This is a genomic window from Shewanella sp. SM71 (genome assembly GCF_025653905.1).
GTDB lineage: Bacteria > Pseudomonadota > Gammaproteobacteria > Enterobacterales > Shewanellaceae > Shewanella > Shewanella oncorhynchi.
The window spans coordinates 168,135-193,512 of sequence record NZ_JAKKRW010000005.1; the positions used below are offsets into that span (position 1 = coordinate 168,135).

At 45.7% G+C, this 25,378-nt stretch carries 22 protein-coding genes; 8 read left to right on the plus strand and 14 right to left on the minus strand.

Features of this window, described 5'->3' with window-relative positions; genetic code table 11:
• Positions 1–36: 36 nt before the first annotated feature.
• Positions 37–1,101, minus strand: coding sequence for a 3-deoxy-7-phosphoheptulonate synthase (locus tag L5L97_RS06825; protein ID WP_028759724.1), 1,065 nt, complete (start codon positions 1,099–1,101; stop codon positions 37–39).
• A gap of 182 nt (positions 1,102–1,283) precedes the next feature.
• Positions 1,284–2,096, minus strand: a complete 813-nt coding sequence (locus L5L97_RS06830) for a pyruvate, water dikinase regulatory protein (protein WP_028759725.1) — start codon at positions 2,094–2,096, stop codon at positions 1,284–1,286.
• A gap of 124 nt (positions 2,097–2,220) precedes the next feature.
• Here L5L97_RS06830 and ppsA point away from each other — a divergent pair, with 124 nt between their 5' ends.
• From ppsA to L5L97_RS06850, 4 genes are all read left to right on the plus strand, one after another.
• Positions 2,221–4,590 carry a phosphoenolpyruvate synthase gene (gene ppsA, locus L5L97_RS06835; protein ID WP_028759726.1) on the plus strand — a complete coding sequence of 790 codons (2,370 nt, stop codon included), beginning with the start codon at positions 2,221–2,223 and terminating at the stop codon, positions 4,588–4,590.
• A 98-nt stretch (positions 4,591–4,688) separates the two neighbouring features.
• On the plus strand, positions 4,689–7,730 hold the full coding sequence (locus L5L97_RS06840) for an FAD-binding and (Fe-S)-binding domain-containing protein (RefSeq protein ID WP_263181505.1): 3,042 nt from the start codon (positions 4,689–4,691) through the stop codon (positions 7,728–7,730).
• 125 nt (positions 7,731–7,855) lie between these two features.
• Positions 7,856–8,329 carry a DUF1285 domain-containing protein gene (locus L5L97_RS06845; protein WP_212600194.1) on the plus strand — a complete coding sequence of 158 codons (474 nt, stop codon included), beginning with the start codon at positions 7,856–7,858 and terminating at the stop codon, positions 8,327–8,329.
• A gap of 144 nt (positions 8,330–8,473) precedes the next feature.
• Entirely contained in the window at positions 8,474–8,890 is a 417-nt protein-coding gene (locus L5L97_RS06850; RefSeq protein WP_028759729.1) for a MarR family winged helix-turn-helix transcriptional regulator, read from the plus strand.
• Between the two features lie 136 nt (positions 8,891–9,026).
• On the opposite strand, the gene L5L97_RS06855 is transcribed toward L5L97_RS06850, so the two are convergent.
• Together L5L97_RS06855 and L5L97_RS06860 are read right to left on the minus strand one after the other, a co-directional pair.
• Positions 9,027–9,371, minus strand: a complete 345-nt coding sequence (locus L5L97_RS06855) for a hypothetical protein (protein ID WP_011789104.1) — start codon at positions 9,369–9,371, stop codon at positions 9,027–9,029.
• 211 nt (positions 9,372–9,582) lie between these two features.
• Positions 9,583–10,617: a Glu/Leu/Phe/Val dehydrogenase gene (locus tag L5L97_RS06860; RefSeq protein ID WP_173244498.1), complete on the minus strand. Its 1,035-nt coding sequence runs from the start codon at positions 10,615–10,617 to the stop codon at positions 9,583–9,585.
• A 280-nt stretch (positions 10,618–10,897) separates the two neighbouring features.
• On the opposite strand from L5L97_RS06860, the gene L5L97_RS06865 reads away from it, so the two are divergent.
• On the plus strand, positions 10,898–11,347 hold the full coding sequence (locus L5L97_RS06865) for a DUF4826 family protein (protein WP_263176753.1): 450 nt from the start codon (positions 10,898–10,900) through the stop codon (positions 11,345–11,347).
• A 172-nt stretch (positions 11,348–11,519) separates the two neighbouring features.
• Here the strand turns inward: L5L97_RS06865 and L5L97_RS06870 are convergent, their stop codons facing one another.
• From L5L97_RS06870 to rluE, 6 genes are all read right to left on the minus strand, one after another.
• On the minus strand, positions 11,520–12,659 hold the full coding sequence (locus tag L5L97_RS06870) for a cupin domain-containing protein (RefSeq protein ID WP_263181506.1): 1,140 nt from the start codon (positions 12,657–12,659) through the stop codon (positions 11,520–11,522).
• A gap of 152 nt (positions 12,660–12,811) precedes the next feature.
• Positions 12,812–14,182, minus strand: a complete 1,371-nt coding sequence (gene purB / locus L5L97_RS06875; protein ID WP_113940534.1) for an adenylosuccinate lyase — start codon at positions 14,180–14,182, stop codon at positions 12,812–12,814.
• Between the two features lie 29 nt (positions 14,183–14,211).
• Positions 14,212–14,829, minus strand: a complete 618-nt coding sequence (hflD, locus tag L5L97_RS06880; protein WP_263181507.1) for a high frequency lysogenization protein HflD — start codon at positions 14,827–14,829, stop codon at positions 14,212–14,214.
• A 3-nt stretch (positions 14,830–14,832) separates the two neighbouring features.
• On the minus strand, positions 14,833–15,951 hold the full coding sequence (gene mnmA, locus L5L97_RS06885; RefSeq protein WP_263138563.1) for a tRNA 2-thiouridine(34) synthase MnmA: 1,119 nt from the start codon (positions 15,949–15,951) through the stop codon (positions 14,833–14,835).
• A 324-nt stretch (positions 15,952–16,275) separates the two neighbouring features.
• A complete protein-coding gene (locus L5L97_RS06890; protein ID WP_212600198.1) occupies positions 16,276–16,770 on the minus strand; it encodes an NUDIX hydrolase in 495 nt (164 codons plus the stop codon).
• 45 nt (positions 16,771–16,815) lie between these two features.
• Positions 16,816–17,604 carry a 23S rRNA pseudouridine(2457) synthase RluE gene (rluE, locus tag L5L97_RS06895; RefSeq protein WP_263138565.1) on the minus strand — a complete coding sequence of 263 codons (789 nt, stop codon included), beginning with the start codon at positions 17,602–17,604 and terminating at the stop codon, positions 16,816–16,818.
• A 343-nt stretch (positions 17,605–17,947) separates the two neighbouring features.
• On the opposite strand from rluE, the gene L5L97_RS06900 reads away from it, so the two are divergent.
• A complete protein-coding gene (locus L5L97_RS06900) occupies positions 17,948–20,173 on the plus strand; it encodes an NADP-dependent isocitrate dehydrogenase (protein ID WP_263181508.1) in 2,226 nt (741 codons plus the stop codon).
• A gap of 321 nt (positions 20,174–20,494) precedes the next feature.
• Here L5L97_RS06900 and cspD read toward each other — a convergent pair whose 3' ends face one another.
• Positions 20,495–20,701 (minus strand): cold shock domain-containing protein CspD, encoded by a 207-nt coding sequence (gene cspD, locus L5L97_RS06905; protein WP_006081937.1) that lies wholly within the window; start codon positions 20,699–20,701, stop codon positions 20,495–20,497.
• 194 nt (positions 20,702–20,895) lie between these two features.
• Here cspD and clpS point away from each other — a divergent pair, with 194 nt between their 5' ends.
• Both clpS and clpA read left to right on the plus strand, forming a co-directional pair.
• A complete protein-coding gene (gene clpS / locus L5L97_RS06910) occupies positions 20,896–21,204 on the plus strand; it encodes an ATP-dependent Clp protease adapter ClpS (RefSeq protein WP_006081936.1) in 309 nt (102 codons plus the stop codon).
• 43 nt (positions 21,205–21,247) lie between these two features.
• Positions 21,248–23,515 (plus strand): ATP-dependent Clp protease ATP-binding subunit ClpA, encoded by a 2,268-nt coding sequence (gene clpA / locus L5L97_RS06915; RefSeq protein ID WP_131523328.1) that lies wholly within the window; start codon positions 21,248–21,250, stop codon positions 23,513–23,515.
• 116 nt (positions 23,516–23,631) lie between these two features.
• Here the strand turns inward: clpA and infA are convergent, their stop codons facing one another.
• The 3 genes from infA to aat all read right to left on the minus strand — a co-directional run bounded on the left by infA (position 23,632) and on the right by aat (position 25,343).
• On the minus strand, positions 23,632–23,850 hold the full coding sequence (infA, locus tag L5L97_RS06920; protein ID WP_006081934.1) for a translation initiation factor IF-1: 219 nt from the start codon (positions 23,848–23,850) through the stop codon (positions 23,632–23,634).
• A gap of 82 nt (positions 23,851–23,932) precedes the next feature.
• Positions 23,933–24,643, minus strand: coding sequence for an arginyltransferase (locus L5L97_RS06925; protein WP_028759740.1), 711 nt, complete (start codon positions 24,641–24,643; stop codon positions 23,933–23,935).
• Positions 24,630–25,343, minus strand: coding sequence for a leucyl/phenylalanyl-tRNA--protein transferase (gene aat, locus L5L97_RS06930; RefSeq protein ID WP_263181509.1), 714 nt, complete (start codon positions 25,341–25,343; stop codon positions 24,630–24,632). The genes L5L97_RS06925 and aat overlap by 14 nt, the downstream gene beginning before the upstream one ends.
• Between the last annotated feature and the right edge of the window lie 35 nt (positions 25,344–25,378).

A 25,378-nucleotide genomic window follows, 5' to 3' on the forward strand; every position in this document is an offset into this window, starting at 1 on the left:
TCGGTTTTTTATTGGACGATTTATTTTACTTCAGATTTATTTGGTTAACAGTGCTTTTCTTTCGCGGGAAGCCGCTGCGAGCTTACGTAGCAGAATTTCAGAGTCGTCCCAATGTAAGCAGGCGTCTGTGATACTTTGGCCATAACATAGTGGCTGGCCTTCAACGACTTTTTGATTACCTTCTTGTAAGAAGCTTTCAGCCATAATACCTGCGATGGCAGTGCTGCCAGCACGCATTTGAGTCATAATTTCATCGGCGACCATCAGCTGTTTGAGATGGTTCTTCTCACTGTTTCCGTGGCTGAAATCGATAACCATACGTTGAGTTACCCCAACAGATGCAAGCTGTTGACGCGCTTCTTCGATATCTTGTGCGTGATAATTAGGTTTTTTGCCACCACGTAGGATGATATGGCCAAACGGGTTGCCGTGGGTGCGATAGACCGCCATAGCGCCATCTTTATCCGGTGAATAGAAAACATGTGGCACTTGTGCGGCACGCACTGCATCAACGGCAATATTGATGTTCCCATCAGTACCATTTTTAAAACCAACGGGGCAAGACAGTGCCGAAGCCATTTCACGGTGGACTTGGCTTTCCGTAGTACGCGCACCAATAGCACCCCAAGTGATGAGATCCGCTATGTACTGACCGTTCACCATATCTAAAAATTCGGTGGCGATAGGCAATTTTAATTCAGTGATTTGTTGCAGCAATTCGCGGGCAATGCGTAAACCTTTGTTTGGTTCGAAACTGCCATCGAGATCGGGATCAGAAATTAATCCTTTCCAACCGACAATTGTGCGGGGTTTTTCAAAATAGACGCGCATTAAGATACACAAGTCATCTTTCAATTCTTGGTGTAACGCGGCTAAGCGTTGAGCATAATCTAATGCCGCTTTAGTATCGTGGATTGAACATGGGCCTATGATCACTAATAGACGTTGGTCTTCACCCATAATGATGGCTTCGACTTCACGACGTTGCTGAACCAGATAATCGGCTGCATCTTGAGTTAATGGGAACTCAGATGCCAGTTGCGCAGGTGAGATGACTTTTGCTAATAAGGAAGTGCGTAGTTCGTCTGTTTTTATGGTCATTCAAAATACCGAGCTTGCGTGCGGCGCTTTTCGCCAGATTGCCTCGGATTATAACGAATCGAACCGAGTTGCACAGTGCCAATTGCGTTAATTGTCGGCAACTGTGCAATGAATTTGATTTAAGTTAGTTTCTTTTAGACTAAATTCACTCGGTTTCTTTTGCTGATTTTGGCTTATTAGGCTTAGAACATATGCCGTTCTAGGCCCGTGACATCTAATATTTTAGTGGCAATTTCTTCCACGGAATGATTAGTGGTGTCTATGTAAGGAATGCGTTCGCGTTTAAACAGCATTTCCACTTCTTTGACTTCTAAGCGGCACTGTTTGAGCGATGAATAGCGGCTATTCTCCATTCGACTCTGACGGATTTCATGTAAACGCACGGGATCAATCGTTAAACCAAACAGTTTTTTCTTATTGCGTTTCAGCGCTTCAGGTAACTTAAGGTTATCCATATCATCTTCGGTGAAAGGGTAGTTTGCCGCTTTTATACCGAACTGCATTGATAAATACAGGCTCGATGGCGTTTTGCCACAGCGAGAGACCCCAAGTAAAACCAGATCGGCTTGATCCATATGTTTCATGGTCTGGCCATCATCGTTATCCATGGCGAAATTAATGGCATCAATACGCGCTTCATAGCCGTGATTCGCTTTTCCATGGGTTCTATGTACAACTGGAGAGGCAGAAACACCTAAATGTTGTTCGAGTGGGGCCACAAAAGTATTCAAAAAATCATAATCAACCCCTTCACTCGAGTAGATGATGTCGCGGATCTCGGCTTTTACGATGGAATGGAATACTAACGGCCGCTCACCTGTTGTAATAAAACAATCATTAATTTGTCGCTTAACTTGCTCCGCTTTCGTCAGAGTTTCGACAAATGGAATCGTAAGTGACTCAAATTCTAATGGAAATTGCGAGAGAACCGCATGACCAAAAACTTCAGCTGTGATCGCTGTCCCGTCGGAGATATAGAATACTTTTGGTGCCATACTGACCTCTTGTAGTAATAAAATTACAAATAAAATTATAGATTTACGCGTGTTCGACAGGAGTGTAAAATGCCGCTGCCCTCGTGTGAAGGGGCCACTGAAATAAACTTGCGGAGATAGAACTGTGCAGCAATACGTACTCTGGTATCAAGAATTAGGCATGGGTGACGTCAACTTGGTTGGCGGTAAAAATGCTTCTCTAGGCGAGATGATCAGCAATCTGGCCAATGCCGGTGTTCAAGTACCTGGCGGATTTGCGACAACTTCCCATGCGTTCAACGAGTTCCTTGAACAAAGCGGAGTTAACCAGAAGATTTATGACATTCTAGCCACACTGGATGTAGATGATGTCAATGCGCTGGCTAAAGTAGGTGCACAGATCAGACAGTGGGTTATCGACACTCCATTTCAACCAGCATTAGAGCAAGCGATTCGTGAAGCTTACGATAAACTTGCCGCTGAAACTAGCGAAGCGTCATTCGCGGTACGTTCTTCTGCAACAGCTGAAGATATGCCAGATGCCTCTTTTGCAGGTCAGCAAGAAACCTTCTTAAACGTGAAAGGATTTGAATCCGTACTGACAGCGATCAAGCATGTGTACGCTTCACTCTTTAACGATCGCGCTATTTCCTACCGTGTGCATCAAGGTTATGAGCACCACGGTGTTGCCTTGTCTGCTGGCGTACAACGCATGGTTCGTTCAGATAAAGCGGCTTCAGGTGTGATGTTCACTATGGACACTGAATCTGGCAATAACGATGTGGTGTTTATCACTTCATCTTTTGGTCTGGGTGAAATGGTTGTTCAAGGCGCGGTAAACCCAGATGAATTTTATGTTCATAAACCTATTTTAGCCTTAGGTCACAAGGCTGTTGTGCGCCGTAATATCGGTAGCAAGCTCATCCAAATGGTGTATTCAGATGATGCTGCTCACGGCAAACAAGTCAAAATTGAAGACGTGACTGCTGACAAACGTCGTCAATTCTCTATCAATGACGCTGAAGTTGAAGAATTAGCCAAACAAGCCATGGTGATCGAAAAACATTACGGTCGTCCAATGGACATCGAATGGGCAAAAGACGGCAACGATGGCAAATTGTATATCGTTCAAGCGCGTCCAGAAACGGTTCGTAGCCGTGAAGATGTGCAATTGATTGAACGTTATCACTTAAAGAGCCGTGGCGCTGTGATCTGTGAAGGTCGCGCTATCGGTCATAAAGTGGGTACTGGTGTAGCCAAAGTATTAACCTCAATCGCCGATATGGATCAAATCCAACCTGGTGATGTGTTAGTGACAGACATGACAGATCCTGATTGGGAACCTATCATGAAGCGCGCAAGTGCTATCGTCACAAACCGTGGCGGTCGTACCTGTCATGCGGCAATTATCGCCCGCGAATTAGGTGTGCCAGCGGTGGTGGGTTGTGGTGACGTGACTGACCGTATCAAGAATGGTCAAATCGTGACTGTTTCTTGCGCCGAAGGTGACACTGGCTTTATCTACGAAGGTAAACAAGAGTTTGAAGTGATTTCAAACCGTGTTGACTCTCTGCCTGCATTGCCAATGAAAATCATGATGAACGTGGGTAACCCTGATCGTGCATTTGATTTTGCTCGTTTGCCAAACGAAGGTGTGGGTCTAGCGCGTTTAGAATTCATCATCAACCGTATGATCGGCATCCATCCAAAGGCACTGCTCGAATTCAATCAACAGGATGCAGCGCTGCAAACTGAAATCAACGAAATGATTGCTGGTTACGAATCACCCGTTGAGTTCTACATTGCTCGTCTAGTTGAAGGTATTGCGACTATCGGTTCAGCTTTCTATCCGAAGAAAGTGATCGTACGTATGTCAGACTTTAAGTCTAACGAATATGCAAACTTGGTTGGTGGTGACAGATACGAGCCAGAAGAAGAGAACCCAATGCTGGGCTTCCGCGGTGCGAGCCGTTATATCTCTGAATCTTTCCGTGACTGTTTTGCCCTTGAGTGTGAAGCGATTAAACGCGTTCGTAATGACATGGGTCTGAAAAACGTTGAGGTCATGATCCCATTCGTTCGCACAGTGAAAGAAGCTGAGCAAGTGGTCGGCTTGCTCAAAGAGCAAGGTTTAGAGCGTGGTAAAGACGGTTTACGTGTCATCATGATGTGTGAAGTGCCTTCAAACGCCCTGTTAGCAGACCAATTCCTTGAGCATTTCGATGGCTTCTCTATCGGCTCAAACGATTTAACTCAGCTGACACTCGGGCTTGACCGTGACTCAGGTATCATTAGCCATTTATTCGATGAGCGTGATGAAGCCGTTAAAATGCTACTTTCATTAGCCATTAAAGCGGCTAAAGCGAAGGGCGCTTACATAGGTATTTGTGGTCAAGGTCCTTCAGATCACGCTGATTTTGCAGCTTGGTTGGTAGAACAAGGCATAGATACAGTGTCATTAAACCCTGATACTGTGATTGATACTTGGTTGTATTTAGCCGAAGCGCACGGTTGATCTAGATAGTAATTTTATAAACTTGTTAAAAAAGCCGCTTTTTAGCGGCTTTTTTTTGTTTATAATGGCGCCATAACGATAATTGACAGAAGCCATCTATGCTACCCCTGCTATCACATCAACAAACATTAGAGCCAGTGTATTTGGCATACCTTGATGCACTGGAGCAAAGTGAGTATTCCGGTGATATAGACAAACGTTACAGCGCCCGTTTAGTGCAAGCCACCGACAACTCTGTATATCAATTTTTGCCTCAAGCCGTGCTTTATCCTAAAAATCAGCAGGATATTCAAATTGCATTGACGCTGGCTGCTACAGACGCATTTCGCAGCGTGACCTTCAGTGCGCGGGGCGGTGGTACGGGCACCAACGGACAATCTCTGACCCATGGTTTGATTTTGGATGTGTCGCGTTACATGAACCGTGTGCTCGAAGTGAATGCTGAGCAAGGTTGGGTTCGAGTCGAAGCTGGCGTGATTAAAGATGCGCTGAACGATGCATTGCGTCCCCATGGATTCTTCTTTAGTCCCGATTTATCCACTTCAAACCGCGCCACTATTGGTGGCATGATCAATACCGATGCCTCGGGTGCGGGCTCACTGGTCTATGGTAAGACGTCAGATCACGTGCTGGCGCTGCGTAGCGTGTTGATCGATGGCAGTGTGCTGGATACGCATCCCCTAGATGCGGGACTACTGTGTAACCCAGATAATGTCAGTGATAATCCGCTGGGGCAGAAACTGATTTCTGCTGTGGCGGCGGTATGCCGCGAAAAGCGAACTCAGATAGAAAACCAATTTCCTAAGCTCAATCGTTTCCTCACTGGCTATGACTTAAAACATGTGTGGAACGACAAGCTGACGCAATTCGATTTATCACGAATTCTGACGGGCTCAGAGGGCACGCTTGCGGTGATAACCGAAGCCAAACTTAATCTCACCCCGCTGCCGACTGAGCGCGCTATGGTGAACATTAAGTACGATTCGTTCCAATCGGCATTGCGTCATGCGCCATCCTTAGTTGCCGCGCGGGCGACTGTGGTCGAAACCGTCGATTCAAAAGTGCTTAACTTAGCCCGTGAAGATATTGTCTGGCATTCAGTGGCTGATCTTATCCAAGAAGTGCCAGGTAAAGTTATTGATGGCCTCAATATGGTCGAATTTGCAGGTGACACGGTCGAAGTTGAGCAAAAGCTCGCGAGTTTGGAAGCTGTGTTAACTGAGCAGATCAGTAAAGGCGAGTGCGGTGTATTGGGTTACCAAGTGACGCAAGATAAGCCGAGTATCGAAAAAATCTACGGCATGCGCAAAAAAGCCGTTGGTTTACTCGGCGCCACTAAAGGTCGCCGTAAGCCCATCGCCTTTGCAGAAGATACTGCGGTACCGCCCGAAAAACTCGCCGATTACATTATGGAGTTTCGCGCGTTACTCGACGGGCATAATCTGCAATACGGTATGTTCGGCCATGTGGATGCGGGCGTGTTGCATGTTCGTCCAGCGCTCGATATGTGCGATGTTGAAGATGAAAAATTACTGCGAGTCATTTCTGATCAAGTCGCGGCACTGACGCTTAAATACGGCGGCCTAATGTGGGGCGAGCACGGTAAAGGCGTGCGCGGTGAATACGGTCCAGCTGTCTTTGGTGATGAACTTTTCGGAGTGTTGCAAGATATTAAAGGTTTGTTTGACCCCGATAACCGACTCAATCCCGGCAAGCTGGTGGCGCCTAAAGATACAGGTGCCCTCTATTACGATGTCGACAGTGCTAAGCGCGGTAAGTTTGATCGACAAATCCCCGTTGATGTGCGTGATGCGTTTCCCGATGTGATGAATTGTAACGGTAATGGCCTGTGTTTTAATTACAGTAGCTATTCGCCCATGTGCCCATCGTTTAAGGTGACGGGTGACAGAGTGCAGTCACCTAAGGGGCGTGCAGGGCTCATGAGAGAGTGGCTAAGACTGCTTGAGGCTGAAGGGGTTGATGTTAATGCCCTCGCAAAAGCGAAACCTTTTGGTATATTGCAGCGCATACAAAATACCATCAATGCCAAACGTGATTATGATTACTCCCACGAGGTGATGGAATCGCTCAAGGGCTGTTTAGCCTGTAAAGCTTGCTCTGGACAATGTCCGGTCAAAGTGGATGTGCCTAAGTTTAGGGCGCAGTTCTTCAATATTTACTATCAACGCTATTTAAGACCCGCGAAAGACTATCTCGTTGCAGGAATTGAAGATAGCTTGCCACTGATGGCCGCGGCACCGCGTCTCACTAACTTTGTTGCACAAAATCCATTGAGCCAATGGGTGATTAAACAGGCGATTGGTTATGTGGATGCGCCTGCGTTATCTGTGCCGACTTTGAAGCAAAGACTCGATGGTCATGCAAGCCGCGGTTACGACTTAGCTGCGTTGCAAGCGATTCCAGAAGAGAAGCGCTCGCAGTTTGTGTTGGTGGTACAAGATCCCTTTAACAGTTTCTATGATTCAGGTATTGTGCTGCGCTTTATCCAATTGATTGAAAAACTCGGCTTAAAGCCGGTGTTATTGCCCTACAAACCCAATGGTAAGCCAACACATATCAAGGGATTTTTAGATAAGTTTGCTAAAACGGCGCAGTCGAGTGCGGACTTTCTGAACCAAGTCCATAAACTGGGCATGCCCATGGTCGGTATCGATCCTGCCTTAGTCTTGTGTTATCGCGATGAATACCGTGAAGTCTTAGGGGCTAATCGCGGTAATTTTGAGGTCAAGTTAGCCAACGAATGGCTACTGAATGTCATCAAAGATTTACCTGCAAAAGCTGCGCAAGGTAAGCAATATACTTGGTTTAGTCATTGTACCGAATCGACGGCCAAGCCAAATACCGCCAATGAGTGGACTAAAATCTTTGCCCATTTTGGCGCTAAGTTAACCGCAGTCAATTTAGGTTGTTGTGGTATGGCGGGAACCTATGGTCATGAGGCAGAAAACCTCGAGCGCTCTAAGGCCTTGTTTGATATGTCTTGGCAGCAAACGCTAGCGAAAATTGAGCAGCCGCAAGTGTTAGTGTCTGGCTATTCGTGCCGTAGTCAGGTAAAACGTTTTGCCGGATACAAGCCAAAGCATCCACTTGAGGCCTTACTCGAGTTAGTAAATATCTAGTGGTGTTTATGTCGTTTTGATTGCGCTAGTCAGATCGTAATTATCCTCACTGGTATATCCCAGTGTTGAATGTCACACTAAAGCCAGCCGCAAGGCTGGTTTTTTTATGGATGATGGAGGCCTAGATGGAAAAGATGACTGACAGTATTCAACACACGCTCAAACAATTCGCCGCTGATAGTAGGCTAACCTCGGTTGTGCCATTGTGCAGTGAAGTCCCATTGTTTGACATTAACGCCTTGGGTGATTGGACATATCTAGGCACATCGCTACCAGCAAAGTTTGCTAAGTTGTTCGCCAGTATTTTACATTGCATCGATGATGAGTATTTCTTAATTACCCCAGTGGAGAAGGTGCGAGTGCGGGTTGAAGATGCTCCCTTACTGATTGTCGATTTCGAGCGAGCGCAACCCCATTCGCTGCTCAATGTAAGAACCAGTATTGAAACACAGCATCATAAAGTCGATATAAAACAGATGAAGCTCACCGATGACAGTGTTTATTTGCCGCTTGAGCGCGGTTTATGGGGCAAATTAGGTCGGGCCTGTTACTATAATTTTGTGAATGAATTCAATTTATCTGATCTAGATGAGGAATGAGCTCGTAGGTTAATCGCATAATTTGCTGTGGTCTAAGCTAGTTTATTATGGGTTAAGTGGTAGTATTAAAACTAACTCTGGGTTCCTATGATGGCGTGCAGAGTAAGTGAAAACGCGTTAAACCTTTGCTGTAGGAGGTGCTGTTTGAATCGTCATGAAAGCTTAGGCTATCTTGTATCCCACTTAAATATCGAGCTGCAAAATGAGCTTGATCTGCATCTTAAGCGATATCAACTCGATATAAAACTGTGGCCTGTGCTGTTTGCTTTGTGGCAAGAAGAGGGCATAAGCCAAACTGAATTGTCTAAGCGTTGCGATGTGGCAAATTACACTATGACGCGCTTACTCGATCAGTTGCAGGTGCAAGGTCTTATTACTCGTCATCAAGAAGTCGATAATCGGCGTGCTTTCCAAATCTTTTTGACCGATGAAGCCAAAGCATTAGAGCAAGATCTTATCTGCGAAGCTGAGCGGGTCAATGAAAAATTCCTGTCAAATCTAAGTGAAGATGAACAACAGACATTCATTTTACTATTAAATAAAATCAACCGTTTGGCTTGAAATTTTGAATCTAATGGGTATGGAGGGAAACTGTGGTTTAGCCGTTTTCACTGCTATCTGTATGTGGTTATCTAAATCATTTTCCCAGTTTAATCTCACCCACTATGCCTCACTTTGCGGGATTAAACTGGTTTGATTAATTCAAGTAAAGTGCAAAGACGCAAAGCAGACTGACGGCTATCACTGAGTGCTGTAAATAACGCCGGCTGGCTAATAAATTTTCTTTGCCTTGTTTTAGGCTAGCGACGAGTCTATGTTGCTTATAAATTCGGCACATGAGTTCATCGGTTTGGGGATCGATAAGCAGTTCAAACTTGCAAGGCGCGCCGTCTTTAAGCTGAATGGTATGCTCGCTTTGAGGCTTAAAGTTAAGCTTGTGCGACACCATTTGGCCATTAACGAAGACCCGCTCTAAACCACTCCAATTGCTGGCTTGCAGTTCTACCACATCTTGGTTGAGATCATATTTGAAACGGATCATAGCGCTATCCTGTGCTGGGACCTGATAGACTAATTCAAGCAGACAAATATGACGTTTTCCAGCGTGATTAAATGAATATTCTGTGTCGAAATTAAAAGCGCGGCTAAACCATGAGCTTAGTGATAGATTAAATTTTAGATAACAAAAAAGCGACCTGAGGTCGCTTTTTTCAATATTTGACGGGCATAAAAAATAATAAACGCGTAAAAAATTACTGCTTAGCGGCTTCGATAATGGCTTTTGCCATTTCATCAGCCACGGCGCCAGTTGTACGGTTCTGCGCATCGGCTTGGCTGAATATTTTTAGCAGCGTGTTGTAAATTTCTTCTACTTTAGCAGTCGATTTTGCTGCGTCGTAATCTTTTTCGAACGACACGTTGATAATACCGCCTGCGTTGATCACATAGTCTGGCGCGTAAAGTATGCCCATTTCTTTCAGTTGTTCACCGTGGCGTACTTCGGCTAATTGGTTGTTGGCACAGCCAGCAACAATTTTGGCTTTCAGTTGCGGTAAGGTCGCATCGTTTAAGGTTGCGCCAAGGGCACAAGGGGCATACACATCCACATCTTGCGCGTAGATTTCTTGAGGCGCGACAACAATGGCACCAAAGTCGGTAGCGACTTTATCTAACGAGGCTTGATGAATGTCGGTAACAATCAGTTCAGCGCCTTCGTTATGCAAGTGTTTGCACAGGTAATAGCCAACGTGACCGACGCCTTGAACGGCGATTTTAAGGCCTCTTAGGCTGTCTAAACCAAGTCTATGTTTAACCGCAGCTTTGATGCCTAAATAAGTGCCAAGGGCTGTGAATGGTGATGGATCGCCACTTTTGCCTTCAAGACCCGCCATATAAGGGGTTTCTTCATGGGCGATCATAATATCAGCCGTTGTAGTGCCAACATCTTCCGCTGAATAGTAGCGGCCGCCTAGGCTGTTAATCAAACGGCCAAAGGCGCGGAACAGCGCTTCGCGATCTTGTCTTTTCGGATCGGCAATGATCACGGATTTACCACCGCCCATGGTTAAACCTGCTAGGGCATTTTTATAAGTCATGCCACGAGAAAGGCGTAATACGTCAGTCAGGGCTTCATCATCCGATTGGTAATTCCACATCCGGCATCCACCCACGGCAGGGCCTAGGTTGGTGTTATGGATGGCGACAATGGCCTTTAAGCCACTTTCTTTATCATGACAGAATACAACCTGTTCATGTTCGTCAAAGGATACATGATTAAATACAGCCACGTGAATTTCTCCGCTATACACAATGAAAAAGCCGACGAGGTGAGCCTCTATCGACTGCTTGTTATATTTATTGCAGAACCATAGCATTTAGCGATACTCTCAACCATGCATAATGACCGAATAAATACATTATTTGTGGCAATTTAGCTTTCCACTTTACGTAAACGTAAGCTTTGCGATTAAGAATGGATTGTACTGAATTTAACGTAACGAATAGAATGAATCGCGCACTGATCCCAAGAATTAGGCTCGCGTTATAACAATAAGATAGGACGGAAGTATGACTGAACAAGCTGTCGACCAAACTCAACAAAATTTATCAGCTGAAGAAATAGAAAAGCTGCGTCAAGAGTGGGTCAGAACTCAATTTCAAAAAGCCAATCGTTTTCTCGCTGAAAAAGGCGTGATACCAAGCAAAGTCCTAGCCGATGAAAGCCGTTATCTTGCGCCTTATATGGCGATTTGGAAGATGGAATCAAAGCGTCCAAGCAACAAAACCTATTGGGTGATGTCAGGTGATTTACCGTCGGATTTTGTCGATGTGAAAGTGGCGACGACGGCCCGTGATGCCGTGCGTCATTTCTCTATGATGTGGCAAATGCAGGCGGAAAACTTAGTGCGTTCGGGTGCAACCCGTGATGCCACTCAGGCTAAATTTGCTCAACTATTAGTATCGCGTGCCGAGAGTTTATATCGTATGCACAATGACGATAAACTGTGGAATGCTTAAACTCAAATGAGTTGAGGATTGTATTTAGATAGTATTGAGTTAATACAGTCACTTGTGTCGATTGATACTGATAATTGAAATAATAAGGCACTCAATTGAGTGCCTTATTTATGTTGATGTTTTATTTACATTTTATATTAAGAACAAGGTCATCGAGCAGAGTCGATAGGGCTTATTCTTCGCTGTCGCTCAAGTAGTAGAAACCTTGATTGATGAGTTTCAACAGTAAGGCTTGGACTTCTTCATGCTGACATATTTCAGTCGCTTCATCGGCGTTTAAGCTGACGTTATCGCTCAACTGTGCGATTACGTCTGCCGGTGTTTGGGGCAGTTCGTGTGCATCACCATTGATGAATAATCGCGGCGTGGCGTCATTTTCAAGGCGCAATACTTTCAAACCACCGATACGGCTCACTCCAGCACCTTGGGCGAAGGCATCTTGCAAATCTTCCATGCTGTAAGCTTCTTCGCCTTCACACAAATCAAGCTCGAAACGGTTTTGACTAAGCAACTTGCCCAACACGATTTGGTAGCTATTAGGATCTTGGCTCAGCTGGCTCAAGAGTGACATTATGCCCACTTGATGGTCTTGGCTGACGATACCGGCTGAACTCGGTTCAGTTTGCGAGGTGAAACGCTGCTGACCTAAGTTATTGTCGAGCAAATAATCGGCGACTTCACTGACTAATTCTTGCTGGCTAGGAGCGCGGAAACCAATCGAGTAACTCATTGCCACAGTTAGGGTTTCGCCGCAGTGTGGGAAACCAGGTGGAATATAAAGCATGTCGCCTTTTTCTAACACTACATCGATAATGGGTGTGAAGTCTTCAACCAGCGGCGAGTTGGGATTGCCACCGCGGCGTTGTTGCGGGGTATTGTCACCCACAGTCCAGCGACGCTCACCTTCGCCTTGAATGATAAACACATCGTAGTTATCGACGTGCGGGCCGACACCGCCACTTGGGGTTGCAAATGATGCCATCAAGTCATCGAAGCGCCAGTCAGGTAAAAAGCGTAGAGCTTCAACTAATGGTTGCGAATCTGGGTACCAATGGTTGACGGCTTGCACTAATAATTGCCAATGGGTTTCGCCATAGCTGTCGTAATCTTCAAACGGACCTTGCACCACTTCCCAATCATTATCTTTGGTGACGACGATGCGTGAAGAGATTTCTTCTTCACAGGCAAGGCCTGCTAATTCATCGGCGCTGATAGGATCTTCAAATTGCGGAAATGCTTTTTTGATCAACAGGGGTTTCTTTTGCCAGTATTCACTAAGAAACTGGGCGATATCGAGATTGAGTGTATACATAGTGTTAAAAAAGGCGACCACATCGCGGTGATGTGGGTCGCCTTAATCCTTATTTCTGTTTAAGAAAGAGTATTGTCCGTCGCCAACTTCAGTTAATAACTAATTTCAGTCAATAGCTTAATATTAGTTAATCGCCAATTTTAATTAATAACTTACTTCAGTTCGTCGACAAACGTTTCGGCGCGACCAATGTAATTGGCTGGCGTCATTTTCTTCAGTTCAGCTTTCACTGAGTCTGGTAATTCAAGTCCGTCAATAAACACTGACAGTTGCTGCGCGTCAATACGTTTACCGCGCGTCAGTTCTTTTAATTTTTCGTATGGCTTTTCAATACCATAACGACGCATTACCGTTTGTACAGGTTCTGCTAACACTTCCCAGTTGTGATCTAACTCATCACGCAGATGCGCTTCGTTAACTTCTAACTTGCTGATGCCTTTTAAGGTCGCTTGATACGCGATCAACGCATGGGCAATACCCACACCTAAGTTACGCAGTACAGTCGAGTCAGTTAAGTCACGTTGCCATCTTGATAGCGGCAGCTTAGACGCTAAATGTTGCATCAGGGCGTTAGCGATACCTAAGTTACCTTCAGAGTTTTCAAAATCGATTGGGTTAACTTTGTGCGGCATAGTCGATGAACCGATTTCACCGGCGATAGTGCGTTGTTTGAAGTGACCTAGGGCGATGTAACCCCAAATATCACGGTCAAAGTCAATCAGCACAGTGTTGAAACGGGCAACCGCATCAAACAATTCGGCAATGTAATCGTGTGGCTCGATTTGCGTCGTGTAGGCATTCCAGTGCAAGCCAAGGCTAGTCACAAAACGCTCAGACAGCTCATGCCAGTTAACTTCAGGGTAGGCTGACAGGTGAGCATTGTAGTTACCTACAGCACCGTTCAGTTTACCCATGATTTCAACATTGGCGATTTGTTTGATTTGACGTTCAAGGCGCACTGCGACGTTCGCCATTTCTTTACCGAGCGTCGAAGGTGACGCGGGTTGGCCATGGGTACGTGACATTAATGGCACAGAGCGATATTCAATCGCCAGCTTTTTAATTGCCGTCAGCAACTCGTTGCAGTAAGGCAGTAATACATGCTCACGGGCTTCAGTCAGCATTAAACCGTGGCTTAAGTTGTTGATATCTTCAGAAGTACAAGCAAAGTGAACAAACTCACCCACAGCGGCTAATTCGCTATTGCCCGCGATTTTTTCTTTAATGAAGTATTCAACCGCTTTTACATCGTGGTTAGTGGTGCTTTCGATAGCCTTAACACGCAGCGCATCTTGTTCGTTGAAATTGTCTTTAATGCCATCGAGTACGGCGATAGCTGACGCGCTCAATGTTGGCACTTCGCTAATGTCTGGACAGTCGGCTAACAGTTTTAGCCAATTGATTTCAACCTGAACACGGTACTTGGTAAGACCGAACTCGCTGAAAATCCCTCTCAATGACGCGGTTTTACTACCATAACGACCGTCTACCGGAGAGATAGCAGTTAGTGCGGAAAGATCCATGTGTAGCTCCTTGATGAACGCTAATTTTATTATAGGGTAAGACTTTTCTTGGCTGTATCGACTATGGCTTTGCGGGCGAAGACTAAATGTCGACGTTTACCACCCAACTGACGCCACAGTACTGCGCTGCGTATAGCGGCAAGCAGCAGAGCACGAATTTTATGTTGTACAATAGGGCGCTGCAAACACACAGGATTACCCGATATTTGGATTTTTGGCCCTAAATTACTGATGATGTCACTGTAAATGCTGGCAAGATTGGCAACAACTTGCTCATCTGTGATGGCAAAATGATGTAGCTGGCGATTCACTTGATTAATACGTTCAGCCAACATGCCTAAGCCACTGTTAGAGCGCACGAGTTTACGCTCAATGGCAAGCACGCCCACTAAATAGCGGGTGATTTCAACATCTTTTTGGCTGCTGTCACCGAGCTGATTCAGGATCAGTTTATAGCCTTTTTGCAATACGATTTTATCTTGGTAGACATCGGCCGTATTGTCAGGATTGGTGATGAGAATGGTGTTTAAGCTCGCTGCGAGCTCGGCATTATCCAATTCGCCATGGCGCGCTAAATGTTGAACTTGGGCAATGGCTTGCAGTATGCCTGCAAACGCCATCGTCCGATTAATGAGTTGCTCGTTCACACTTTACCCTCGGATTAATTGATCTATGATGCCGCCACCTAGGCAGACTTCACCATCATAAAATACCGCAGACTGTCCAGGCGTCACCGCCGCTACAGGTTCATCGAAGACCACGCGCAAGGTGTGTTCATCTGTGTAGGTTAATGTACAAGGCACATCTTGTTGGCGATAACGGGTTTTCACTGCGATATGACAACCATCGACAGGCCCAGTTCTATCTACCCAATGCAGTTGGTTAACTGTCATGCCGGTCGACATCAAACGGGGATGGTGTCCGCCTTGACCCACGATCAATACGTTACGCTCAAGATCTTTATCGACCACATACCAAGGATCGTCATTGCTGTTTTTCATGCCGCCAATGCCTAAGCCTTTACGTTGGCCTAAGGTGTGGTACATGAGTCCTTGGTGCGTGCCTATGACTTCGCCTTCTGGGGTTTCAATATTGCCAGGCTGCGCCGGTAAATAAGTCCCTAGAAATTCAGTGAACTTGCGCTCACCGATAAAGCAGATGCCAGTACTGTCTTTTTTGTCATGGGTGATTAAGCCCATTTCTTTCGCAATTTCACGAACTTGATATTTTTCGAGCTCACCGACAGGGAACAGGCTTCGGGCAACTTGCTCATGGCTAAGGGTGTAGAGGAAATAACTTTGATCTTTATTGCCATCAACGCCACGGAGCATTTGCGTACTGCCATCGCTGTTATCGCGACGGCGAACATAGTGGCCCATTGCGATGTAATCAGCGTCGAGGATTTCATCGGCAAATTCTAAAAATGCCTTAAATTTGATTTCTTTGTTGCACATGATATCGGGATTTGGCGTGCGGCCCGCTTTGTATTCGGCGAGGAAATACTCAAATACATTGTCCCAATATTCGGCAGCAAAGTTGACTGTATGTAGCTTGATCCCGAGCTTGTCGCACACGGCTTGGGCATCTTTTAAATCTTCTGCGGCCGCGCAGTACTCGTTATTGTCATCTTCTTCCCAGTTCTTCATGAAAAGGCCTTCAACCTGATAGCCTTGCTGCATAAGCAAATAGGCTGAAACAGATGAATCTACACCGCCGGACATGCCGACAATGACTTTTTTTCCTGTATGAGTGGGTTCGATTGATGTCATAAATCCTAAAAACCATTGAGTATGTGTGTTGGCTAGGTGGATGAATTTAAGCCGCGACATTGAGCGCGTAACAAAAATACCTAACCTAACTAAAAATATGGGCTAACTAAAAATCCAAGCTCACTTTAAATCCAAGCTAACTTTACATCTAGGTGCTGTGCTGCTGATTGCTAAATCAAACTTTTCCAGCGCTATCAAATAAAATGAGTCCGCAAACTGTCAGTAAACCTCGCATTTACGGCCAACTATTTATTTGCTGTACAAGGCCTCTGCAGTAGCACACGCATTAAGCTTAACCAGCCGTTTATGCGGGGCGGTATTCTATCACGCCTTACTCGCTTGGGCTATCGTGAGGCGGTCACTATTGAGTAAGCTAAGGGGATAAGTTTGGCCATTTTGTGCCTGATTGAGATAGTCTTTTAAGCAATCGAGTACTAAGGGGCTGCGCAGTAAAGATGGCATGGCTTCTATCTGCGCAAGACTTAACCAATGCGCACTATGGATCGCTTTATCCTGCGGCGCAGGTGAGGGCATATCATCTAACTGCACGAAAAAAGTAAAGCGCACAAAGGCTAAGTCTTCACTGGCGCTAAGTTGATAAATGCCGACGAGTCCTTGGGCTTTGAGTGATAACCCCGTTTCTTCAAACACTTCGCGCTCACAGGCTTGGATCAAGCTTTCATTCGCTTCTAAGTGACCCGCGGGTTGATTAAAGCGTTGCTCGCCTTCAATCCACTCTTCTACCATCAGATATTTGTCCTGTGAAGTTGCATGAACAATACAAGCGACGGTCACATTGGGTTTATATCTTTGACTCATGGAGCCTCCTTTGAGTGGATTTGAATGAAGAAAGTAGGCTGAAATTTAGACTTCATCACCGAGACGGATACATTTGTGCTCACCCGATGGCAAATTATCTAGACTCCATTGGCCTATTTTATAACGGATTAATCTTAAGGTCGGAAAACCGATATGCGCTGTCATGCGTCTGACTTGGCGGTTGCGGCCTTCATGAATTTGGATTTCTAGCCAAGTTGTTGGGATATTTTTGCGCTCTCTCACCGGTGGATTACGTGGCCAAATGTCGGGTGAATCCATGATTTTGACTTTAGCAGGCAGCGTCATACCATCATTTAATTCAACACCTTGGCGCAGTTTTGTCAGTACATCTTCCGTCGGAACGCCTTCTACTTGTACCCAATAGGTTTTAAAGGTTTTCTTTTTTGGCTCTGTCAGCCTTGCCTGTAATTGACCGTCATTAGTCAGCAACAACAAGCCCTCACTGTCTCTGTCTAAGCGGCCTGCGGCATACACGTCAGCAATGGGGATATAGTCTTTTAGGGTCTTGCGACCTTGTTCATCGGTAAACTGGCAAAGTACATCAAAAGGCTTATTAAACAGCACGATAATTGGTGCGAGCGTTTGGCTCTGCACCGGTTTTGCCGCCGCAATTGCGCGTCGATTAGGATTTTTAAAGGGTTCTTTCTTTAAACTGCCATTGGCATTTCGTGCTGGCGCCACTACTTTGCTATCTACGGCGGTAGCGCGGTTGGCAGGGCCTCTGCTGGCGGGCTTAGCGGGTTTAATCGGGCTCTTGGCTGGGGAACTTGCGCTGGCATTGGCACCTTTAGGTTGAAACTTGTTTTTGTTCATACTTTTGCTAACAGGAGGTTGAGACACGCTTACCTGACTTGATTGAGTCGTTAATGTGGTCATAGTGTACTTGGCATTCGCCGTTAGTGGAATTTGAATATTATTGCGAATGCTCTATGATGTCGGCCAGAAAATGTGATCTGTGCCTAAATGTTTATTAGGTTTTAATGAGTCGTTGTAACAAATTTTAGCTTGCGCGCAAAGACAGAAGGGCATTGAGAATTTGAAAGATAAGGGCGTGGTCGATTGCCTTGATTGATATTTTCCCTGTGCTCAGATTTGTTCGCCATGCTATAAAATTATTATAAAAAATATTAAATTTTACAATAATGTAGGATGTAACATGAAAGATAACTCATCAACAATTATTTACACTGAAACAGACGAAGCGCCAGCACTGGCCACCCTCTCACTCTTACCTATTATCAGAACGTTTACCGACGCCGCGGGCGTTGCGGTTGAAACCCGTGATATCTCGTTATCGGGCCGTATTATTGCCAGTTTCCCTGAGCAACTGACCGAAGCACAAAAGATTGGCGACCATCTGACAGAGCTTGGCGAGTTAGCGAATCAGCCAGAAGCGAACATCATCAAGTTACCAAATATCAGTGCTTCGATCCCACAATTAAAAGCCTGTATCCTTGAACTGCAGCAAAAAGGTTACGACATCCCTAATTATCCGGATGAGCCAAAAACCGACGCTGAAAAGTCAATTAAAACCCGTTACGACAAGATTAAAGGCAGTGCGGTAAACCCAGTACTGCGTGAAGGTAACTCAGATCGCCGTGCCCCATTATCGGTGAAAAACTTCGCCAAGAAAAACCCGCATTCAATGGGTAAATGGGCTACAGATTCTAAGTCACACGTTGCCCACATGACTGACGGTGATTTCTACGGTAGCGAGCAGTCTGTGACTTTATCTGATGCGGGCAGCGTGAATATCGTGCTGACCCAAAAAGATGGTCAAGAAGTGGTGCTCAAATCGGGTCTTAAGCTGCTGGCTGGCGAAATTATCGATGCTGCGGTGTTGAGTAAAAAAGCCTTAGTGAGCTTCTATGAGCGTGAAATCGAAAACGCCAAAGCTGAAGATGTGCTGTTATCGCTGCATCTGAAAGCCACTATGATGAAAGTGTCTGATCCTATTATGTTTGGTCACGCTGTGAAGGTCTTCTTCAAGCCAGTATTTGACAAACATGCGGCGCTTTTCGCTGAATTAGGCGTTGATGTTAACAACGGTTTTGGTGATGTTTATGCCAAAATAGCGACATTACCTGCTGATAGCCGCGCCGAAGTCGAAGCCGATATCGCCGCCGTTTACGCTGCGCGTCCCGCATTGGCTATGGTTGATTCTGACAAAGGTATCACCAACTTACACGTACCAAGCGACATCATTATCGATGCGTCTATGCCTGCTGCGATTCGTTCATCTGGCCAAATGTGGGGACCAGACGGTCAACTGCATGACACTAAAGCCATGATCCCTGATCGTTGCTATGCCGGTATTTACCAAGAAACGATTGCTTTTTGTAAAGAGCACGGCGCTTTTGATCCTAAAACCATGGGCAGCGTGCCAAACGTGGGCTTGATGGCGCAAAAAGCCGAAGAGTACGGCAGCCACGATAAGACCTTTGAAATTCCTGCTGACGGTGTGGTTAACGTTGTCGATGCCAGCGGTAAGGTATTGATGAGCCATAACGTGGAAGCGGGCGATATCTGGAGAATGTGCCAAGTTAAAGACGCACCTATCCGTGATTGGGTAAAACTGGCCGTGCGCCGTGCCCGTTTAAGCAATACCCCTGCGGTATTCTGGTTAGATAGCAAACGTGCCCACGATGCGCAAATCATTGCAAAAGTGCAGCAGTACCTGCCAGAACATGACACTGATGGCTTAGATATCAGCATTATGTCTCCAGAAGACGCGACGCGTTTGTCTTTGGCTCGCATCAAAGAAGGCAAAGATACCATTTCAGTTACGGGTAACGTTCTACGTGACTACCTGACTGACTTGTTCCCTATCCTTGAGCTAGGCACCAGTGCTAAAATGCTGTCAATCGTTCCATTAATGAACGGCGGCGGTCTATTTGAAACAGGTGCGGGTGGTAGTGCGCCTAAGCACGTGCAACAGCTTGAGAAAGAAGGTCACTTACGTTGGGATTCGCTCGGTGAATTCTTGGCTCTGGCGGCGTCTCTTGAGCATTTAAGCCAAACAGTGGGCAATCCAAAAGCCCAAGTATTAGCCGATACTTTAGATCAAGCCATTGGCCAATTCTTAGATAGCAATAAATCGCCATCAAGAAGAGTCGGTGAGCTGGATAACCGTGGTAGCCATTTCTACTTAGCCATGTACTGGGCACAAGCCTTAGCAGCGCAAACCAGCGATGAGCAGTTACAAGCACACTTTATTCCGTTAGCGCATGCGCTCGCGGCGAATGAGCAAGTGATTGTGGCTGAATTAGCGATGGCACAAGGTGCACCAGTCGATTTAGGTGGTTACTACCGTTTAGATGCGGCTAAGGCTGAAAAAGCCATGCGCCCAAGCGAGACGTTGAACAAGCTGTTGATTGCTTAATCCCGCTCGTTATCACTTTTAGATGGCGTGCGCGTCAGTGTTGGCCATCTAAGTTGATGTAAAGTTGTAAGTCATTAGACTGATTTTAAAAAAGGGTCTGCATTGCAGATCCTTTTTTATACCCTAAATTTGCTGTCGAGACCGATGATAAAAACTTTTTTCTGGGATGCAATGGATGATGTGTGGCGATTGAACTTGAATTAAATTCATGCGAAATGATGATGAGCGATGCAGCATTAAGTGGTGAGAATTGATGAAACACGCAGCAATAAAAAGGCAGGGACAAGTCCCTGCCTTTTAGATCATTGGCCTCACCAAACGTTATTTTGTTGGTGAAATGGCTGAAGCGTGCATCCCTTTTGGACCGGCTTCTACTTCAAATTGAACGGGTTGGCCTGCTTTTAGAGTTCGATAGCCTTCCATTTCAATGGTAGAATAGTGTGCAAAAACGTCCTCACCACCTTGATCAGGGCAAATAAACCCGAATCCTTTGGCGTTGTTGAACCATTTAACAGTTCCGCTTGCCATACTTCCACTTCCTTCTGTTGTCTACTTACCAGTAAGATAGTAAAACCTGTATAGACGGGTATTCGTTCACCGTCTGCACAACAGAATGTAAGGAGTAAATGCGGAAGTCAAGCTAAAATTAACAAAGGGGTAACAACTGATTAATTTGAACGGATCAATTGGAAGAGGCCAACACGAGAGGCTAGTATTAAAAAATGGCAAAGATAGGAAATATTGAACACGTTGAAGAACGTGTCGAATCAGAGTTAATGCCGCCTTCGATGTATAAGGTGGTACTCAATAATGATGATTACACCCCAATGGATTTTGTGATTGAAGTTTTGCAGGTTTTCTTTCGCAAGAACGAGCAGGAAGCGACCGATATCATGTTGACGATCCATCACCAAGGAAAAGGGATTTGCGGTATTTTCCCGTTTGGGATTGCAGAAACTAAGGTGATACAAGTAAATCAATTTGCAAGACAAAACCAACATCCGTTACTGTGTTCGTTAGAGAAAGCATAAAACCGCTTTACTCTGTAGTCTGTTGTTAATTTTGGGGGTGCTTATGCTGAACAAAGATCTGGAAGTCACCTTAAATCTGGCGTTTCAGCAAGCCAGAGACGCGCGTCACGAGTATATGACAGTGGAACATCTGTTATTAGCTCTGATCGACAATCCTGCGGCTCAAGAAGCGTTAATCGCCTGTGGAGCGAATCTAGATAAACTCAGAGATGAAGTGGCAAGCTTTATCCAACAAACAACCCCAATCATTGCCGATATTGATGATGACAAAGAAACTCAGCCGACGCTTGGGTTCCAGCGAGTGCTGCAACGGGCAGTATTCCATGTGCAGTCATCGGGTCGCAATGAAGTGAACGGCGCTAACGTGTTAGTTGCCATTTTCAGTGAGCAAGAATCCCAAGCCGTGTATTTACTGCGCCGCTGCGACATTAGTCGCCTCGATGTAGTGAATTTTATTTCCCATGGTTTCGCCAAAAATGATGATGCTGAGTCACATCAAGATCAAGAACGTGTCGAAGAGCAGGGCGAAGGCAGCGAAGAGCGTAGTATGTTGTCGCAATTTGCGTCCAACTTAAATCAACTTGCAAAGCAAGGGATCATCGACCCTTTGATTGGTCGCGACCAAGAAATTGAGCGCGCGATTCAAACCCTGTGCCGTCGCCGTAAAAATAATCCACTGTTAGTGGGTGAGGCGGGTGTAGGTAAAACAGCGATTGCTGAAGGGTTAGCGTATCGCATTGTCAATAAACAAGTACCCGATGTAATGCTTGAAGCGACAGTGTATTCCTTAGATTTAGGTTCACTGCTGGCGGGAACTAAGTATCGCGGTGACTTTGAAAAACGCTTTAAGAACCTGTTAAAAGAACTGGCGGCGGATAAGCATGCCATCCTATTCATCGATGAGATCCACACCATTATCGGTGCGGGCGCGGCCTCTGGCGGCGTAATGGATGCCTCTAATCTGCTGAAACCTTTGCTATCTAGCGGCAATTTGCGTTGCATGGGCTCGACTACTTTCCAAGAATATCAAAGTATTTTTGAGAAAGATCGCGCACTTGCACGTCGTTTCCAAAAGGTGGATATCAATGAGCCTTCAGTGGAAGAAACCACTAAGATTTTGATGGGGCTTAAGTCTAAATACGAAGAATATCATGGGGTTCGTTATACTCAGGCCGCGATCAGCAGCGCTGCAGTATTGTCGGCCAAGCACATCAACGACAGGCATTTACCCGATAAAGCCATCGATGTGATTGATGAAGCGGGTGCGCGTATGGTGATGCTGCCTATGAGTAAACGTAAAAAGACCATAGGCCAGGCCGAGATTGAGTCGATTGTGGCGAAAATGGCACGTATCCCTGAGAAGTCGGTATCCGCCACTGATAAGGACTTACTGCGTAATCTTGAGCGTAACCTTAAGATGGTGGTCTTTGGCCAAGATAAGGCCATTGAGAGTCTGAGTTCGGCCATTCGCTTATCGCGCAGTGGCTTAGGTGCTGACCGAAAACCTGTGGGGAGCTTCTTATTCGCCGGTCCCACCGGTGTGGGTAAAACCGAAGTCACTAACCAACTGGCCAACTGCTTGGGGATGAAACTGGTGCGCTTTGACATGTCTGAGTACATGGAAAGCCATACAGTGTCACGCCTGATTGGTGCACCTCCTGGTTATGTGGGTTATGACCAAGGTGGCTTGCTCACGGATGCTGTGATTAAAAATCCGCACTGTGTCGTGCTATTGGATGAAATTGAGAAGGCCCACCGTGATGTCTATAACCTGCTGTTGCAGGTGATGGATCACGGTACTTTGACCGATAATAATGGTCGTAAGGCTGACTTCAGACACGTGACTTTGGTGATGACCACTAACGCGGGTGTACAGGAGACTATTCGTAAGTCGATTGGCTTTACCCAGCAAGATCACACCCAAGATGCATTATCTGAAATTAATCGAGTATTTTCGCCAGAATTTCGAAATCGTCTCGATTCCATCATTTGGTTCAATCATTTGGATATGACGATTATCGCCAAAGTGGTCGATAAATTCTTGGTGGAATTGCAGGCACAGTTGGATGCAAAACACGTTACTTTGGAAGTCAGCGACGAAGCCAGAACCTTGTTGGCCGAGAAAGGCTACGATAAGAACATGGGCGCACGTCCAATGGCTCGGGTCGTGACCGAATTGATCAAACGTCCATTGGCAGACGAGATCTTATTTGGTGTCTTAGAGTCAGGCGGTGTTGCGTATGTGGATGTGAAGGAGGGTGAGATTGTCATTCGTACCGAACGTCACGAAAAAGCGACAACAAAAGCTTAATGCTTGATTATCCATTAGTTTTAGACATAAAAATGGCTGCAATTGCAGCCATTTTTTTCATCTTTCGCAAACAAAAAAACCCGGCCTTGCCGGGTTTTTAAATCTAAGAGGCTATATCAGCGTGCGCGGAAGACAATGCGACCTTTGGTCAGATCATAAGGAGTCAGCTGGACGGTAACTTTATCGCCAGTGAGGATCCGGATGTAGTTTTTACGCATTTTGCCTGAAATGTGGGCTATCACCACATGACCATTTTCAAGCTCTACACGAAACATTGTGTTTGGCAAGGTTTCAAGGATAGTGCCTTGCATTTCAATGTTGTCTTCTTTCGCCATTAATTAATTATCCCATTAGCCTTCGAATATAAAAAACGGGCGTATCATGCCCCAAATTCCCCCCGCTGTAAAGGGGAAGTACTTAGCAAACTTGGGAATACTCCCAGCCCGTCGGTGTGAGAATTTGATAAGGGCGATACAAACGCTTGTAAGACATCTTACGGTTTTCATCTATTTGATATCCGAGATAAACAAATTCTTTATTCATGAGTTTCGCCAGTCGACACTGAATTAAAATTAACAGTGCGCCGAGGGAGCGATGTTCTTCGTCGGGGTCAAAATAGCTGTAAATTGCCGAAAGACTATTGGGCAAGCTATCAGTGACCGCAACTGCCAATAATTTATTTCCATCATAGACTTCGATAAACGTTGGCGGTAACCAATGGCAAAAAAGAAAGTGATTATATTGATCTTCACTCGGGGGAAACATGGGGCCGTCAAAATGTCGCCCACGAATGTAATGTTCATATAGCGTATATTGCTCGGCGGTTTGCTCCGATGTAATTCGCCAAGTCAGATCTTGGTTTTTTGCTAAAGTGCGTTTTTGGCGTTTCGATGGGACAAATTCATGCGTTGGCACACGGATTGGTTGGCATGCACTGCATCTAGGGCAGCGTGGTTTGTAGATAGAGCTACCACTGCGACGAAAACCTACCGCGAGCAAACGCTCAAATAAAATGGGATCGAGCGTATCTTCTTGGATGACGAGTAGCTGCTCCTGCTGGCCATCAAGGTAGCTGCAGGGAAATATTTGACTGATACCGATAGCGATCGATGCTTTACTCGAGTTCAAGGATGACCTCTTTAGTGGCCCAAGTATTTGGGTCCACGGGATTGTTTCTCAGTTTGCTCAGTAACGTTATAAAATCAATGCGTTTAATAGCTTTAGCTCCCAAACTTTCTAGGTGGGGATTCATCACTTGTGCGTCGATGAGTTTGAATCCCATCTTGAGTAAATGTTGTTGCAGTGCGGCAACGGCGGCCTTGGACGCATTGGTTTTACGGTGAAACATGGATTCGCCGCAAAATACTTGGCCGATCGCTAAGCCGTAAAGCCCACCGATTAAACGTTCACCTTCCCACACTTCAATGGAGTGAGCATGACCTGTGTGATGCAATTCGCGATAGGCCATTTGAATTTCTTGGGTGATCCAAGTGCCGCTCTGTTTTTCTCTTGGCTGCGCGCATCCTGCCATCACATCGGTGAAAGCGTGATTGATAGTGATCCGCCAAGGTTGCTTTTTTAAGTACTTACGCAGGCTGGTGCTGATGTGAATTTCATCTGGAATAAACACGGCGCGGGGATCCGGCGACCACCACAGGATGGGATCGTCAGAATTAAACCAAGGAAAAATACCGTTGTAGTAAGCAGAGAGTAAACGTTCAGGACGTAAGTCGCCGCCGATAGCCAATAAACCATTAGGATCGGTTAAGGCGAGCTCGGGCGAAGGAAAAGCGTCAAATTCGTGATTCAGGAAAGACAGTGACTTCACAATTGAGTATGATTTAGTTATAGACCTTATTATTA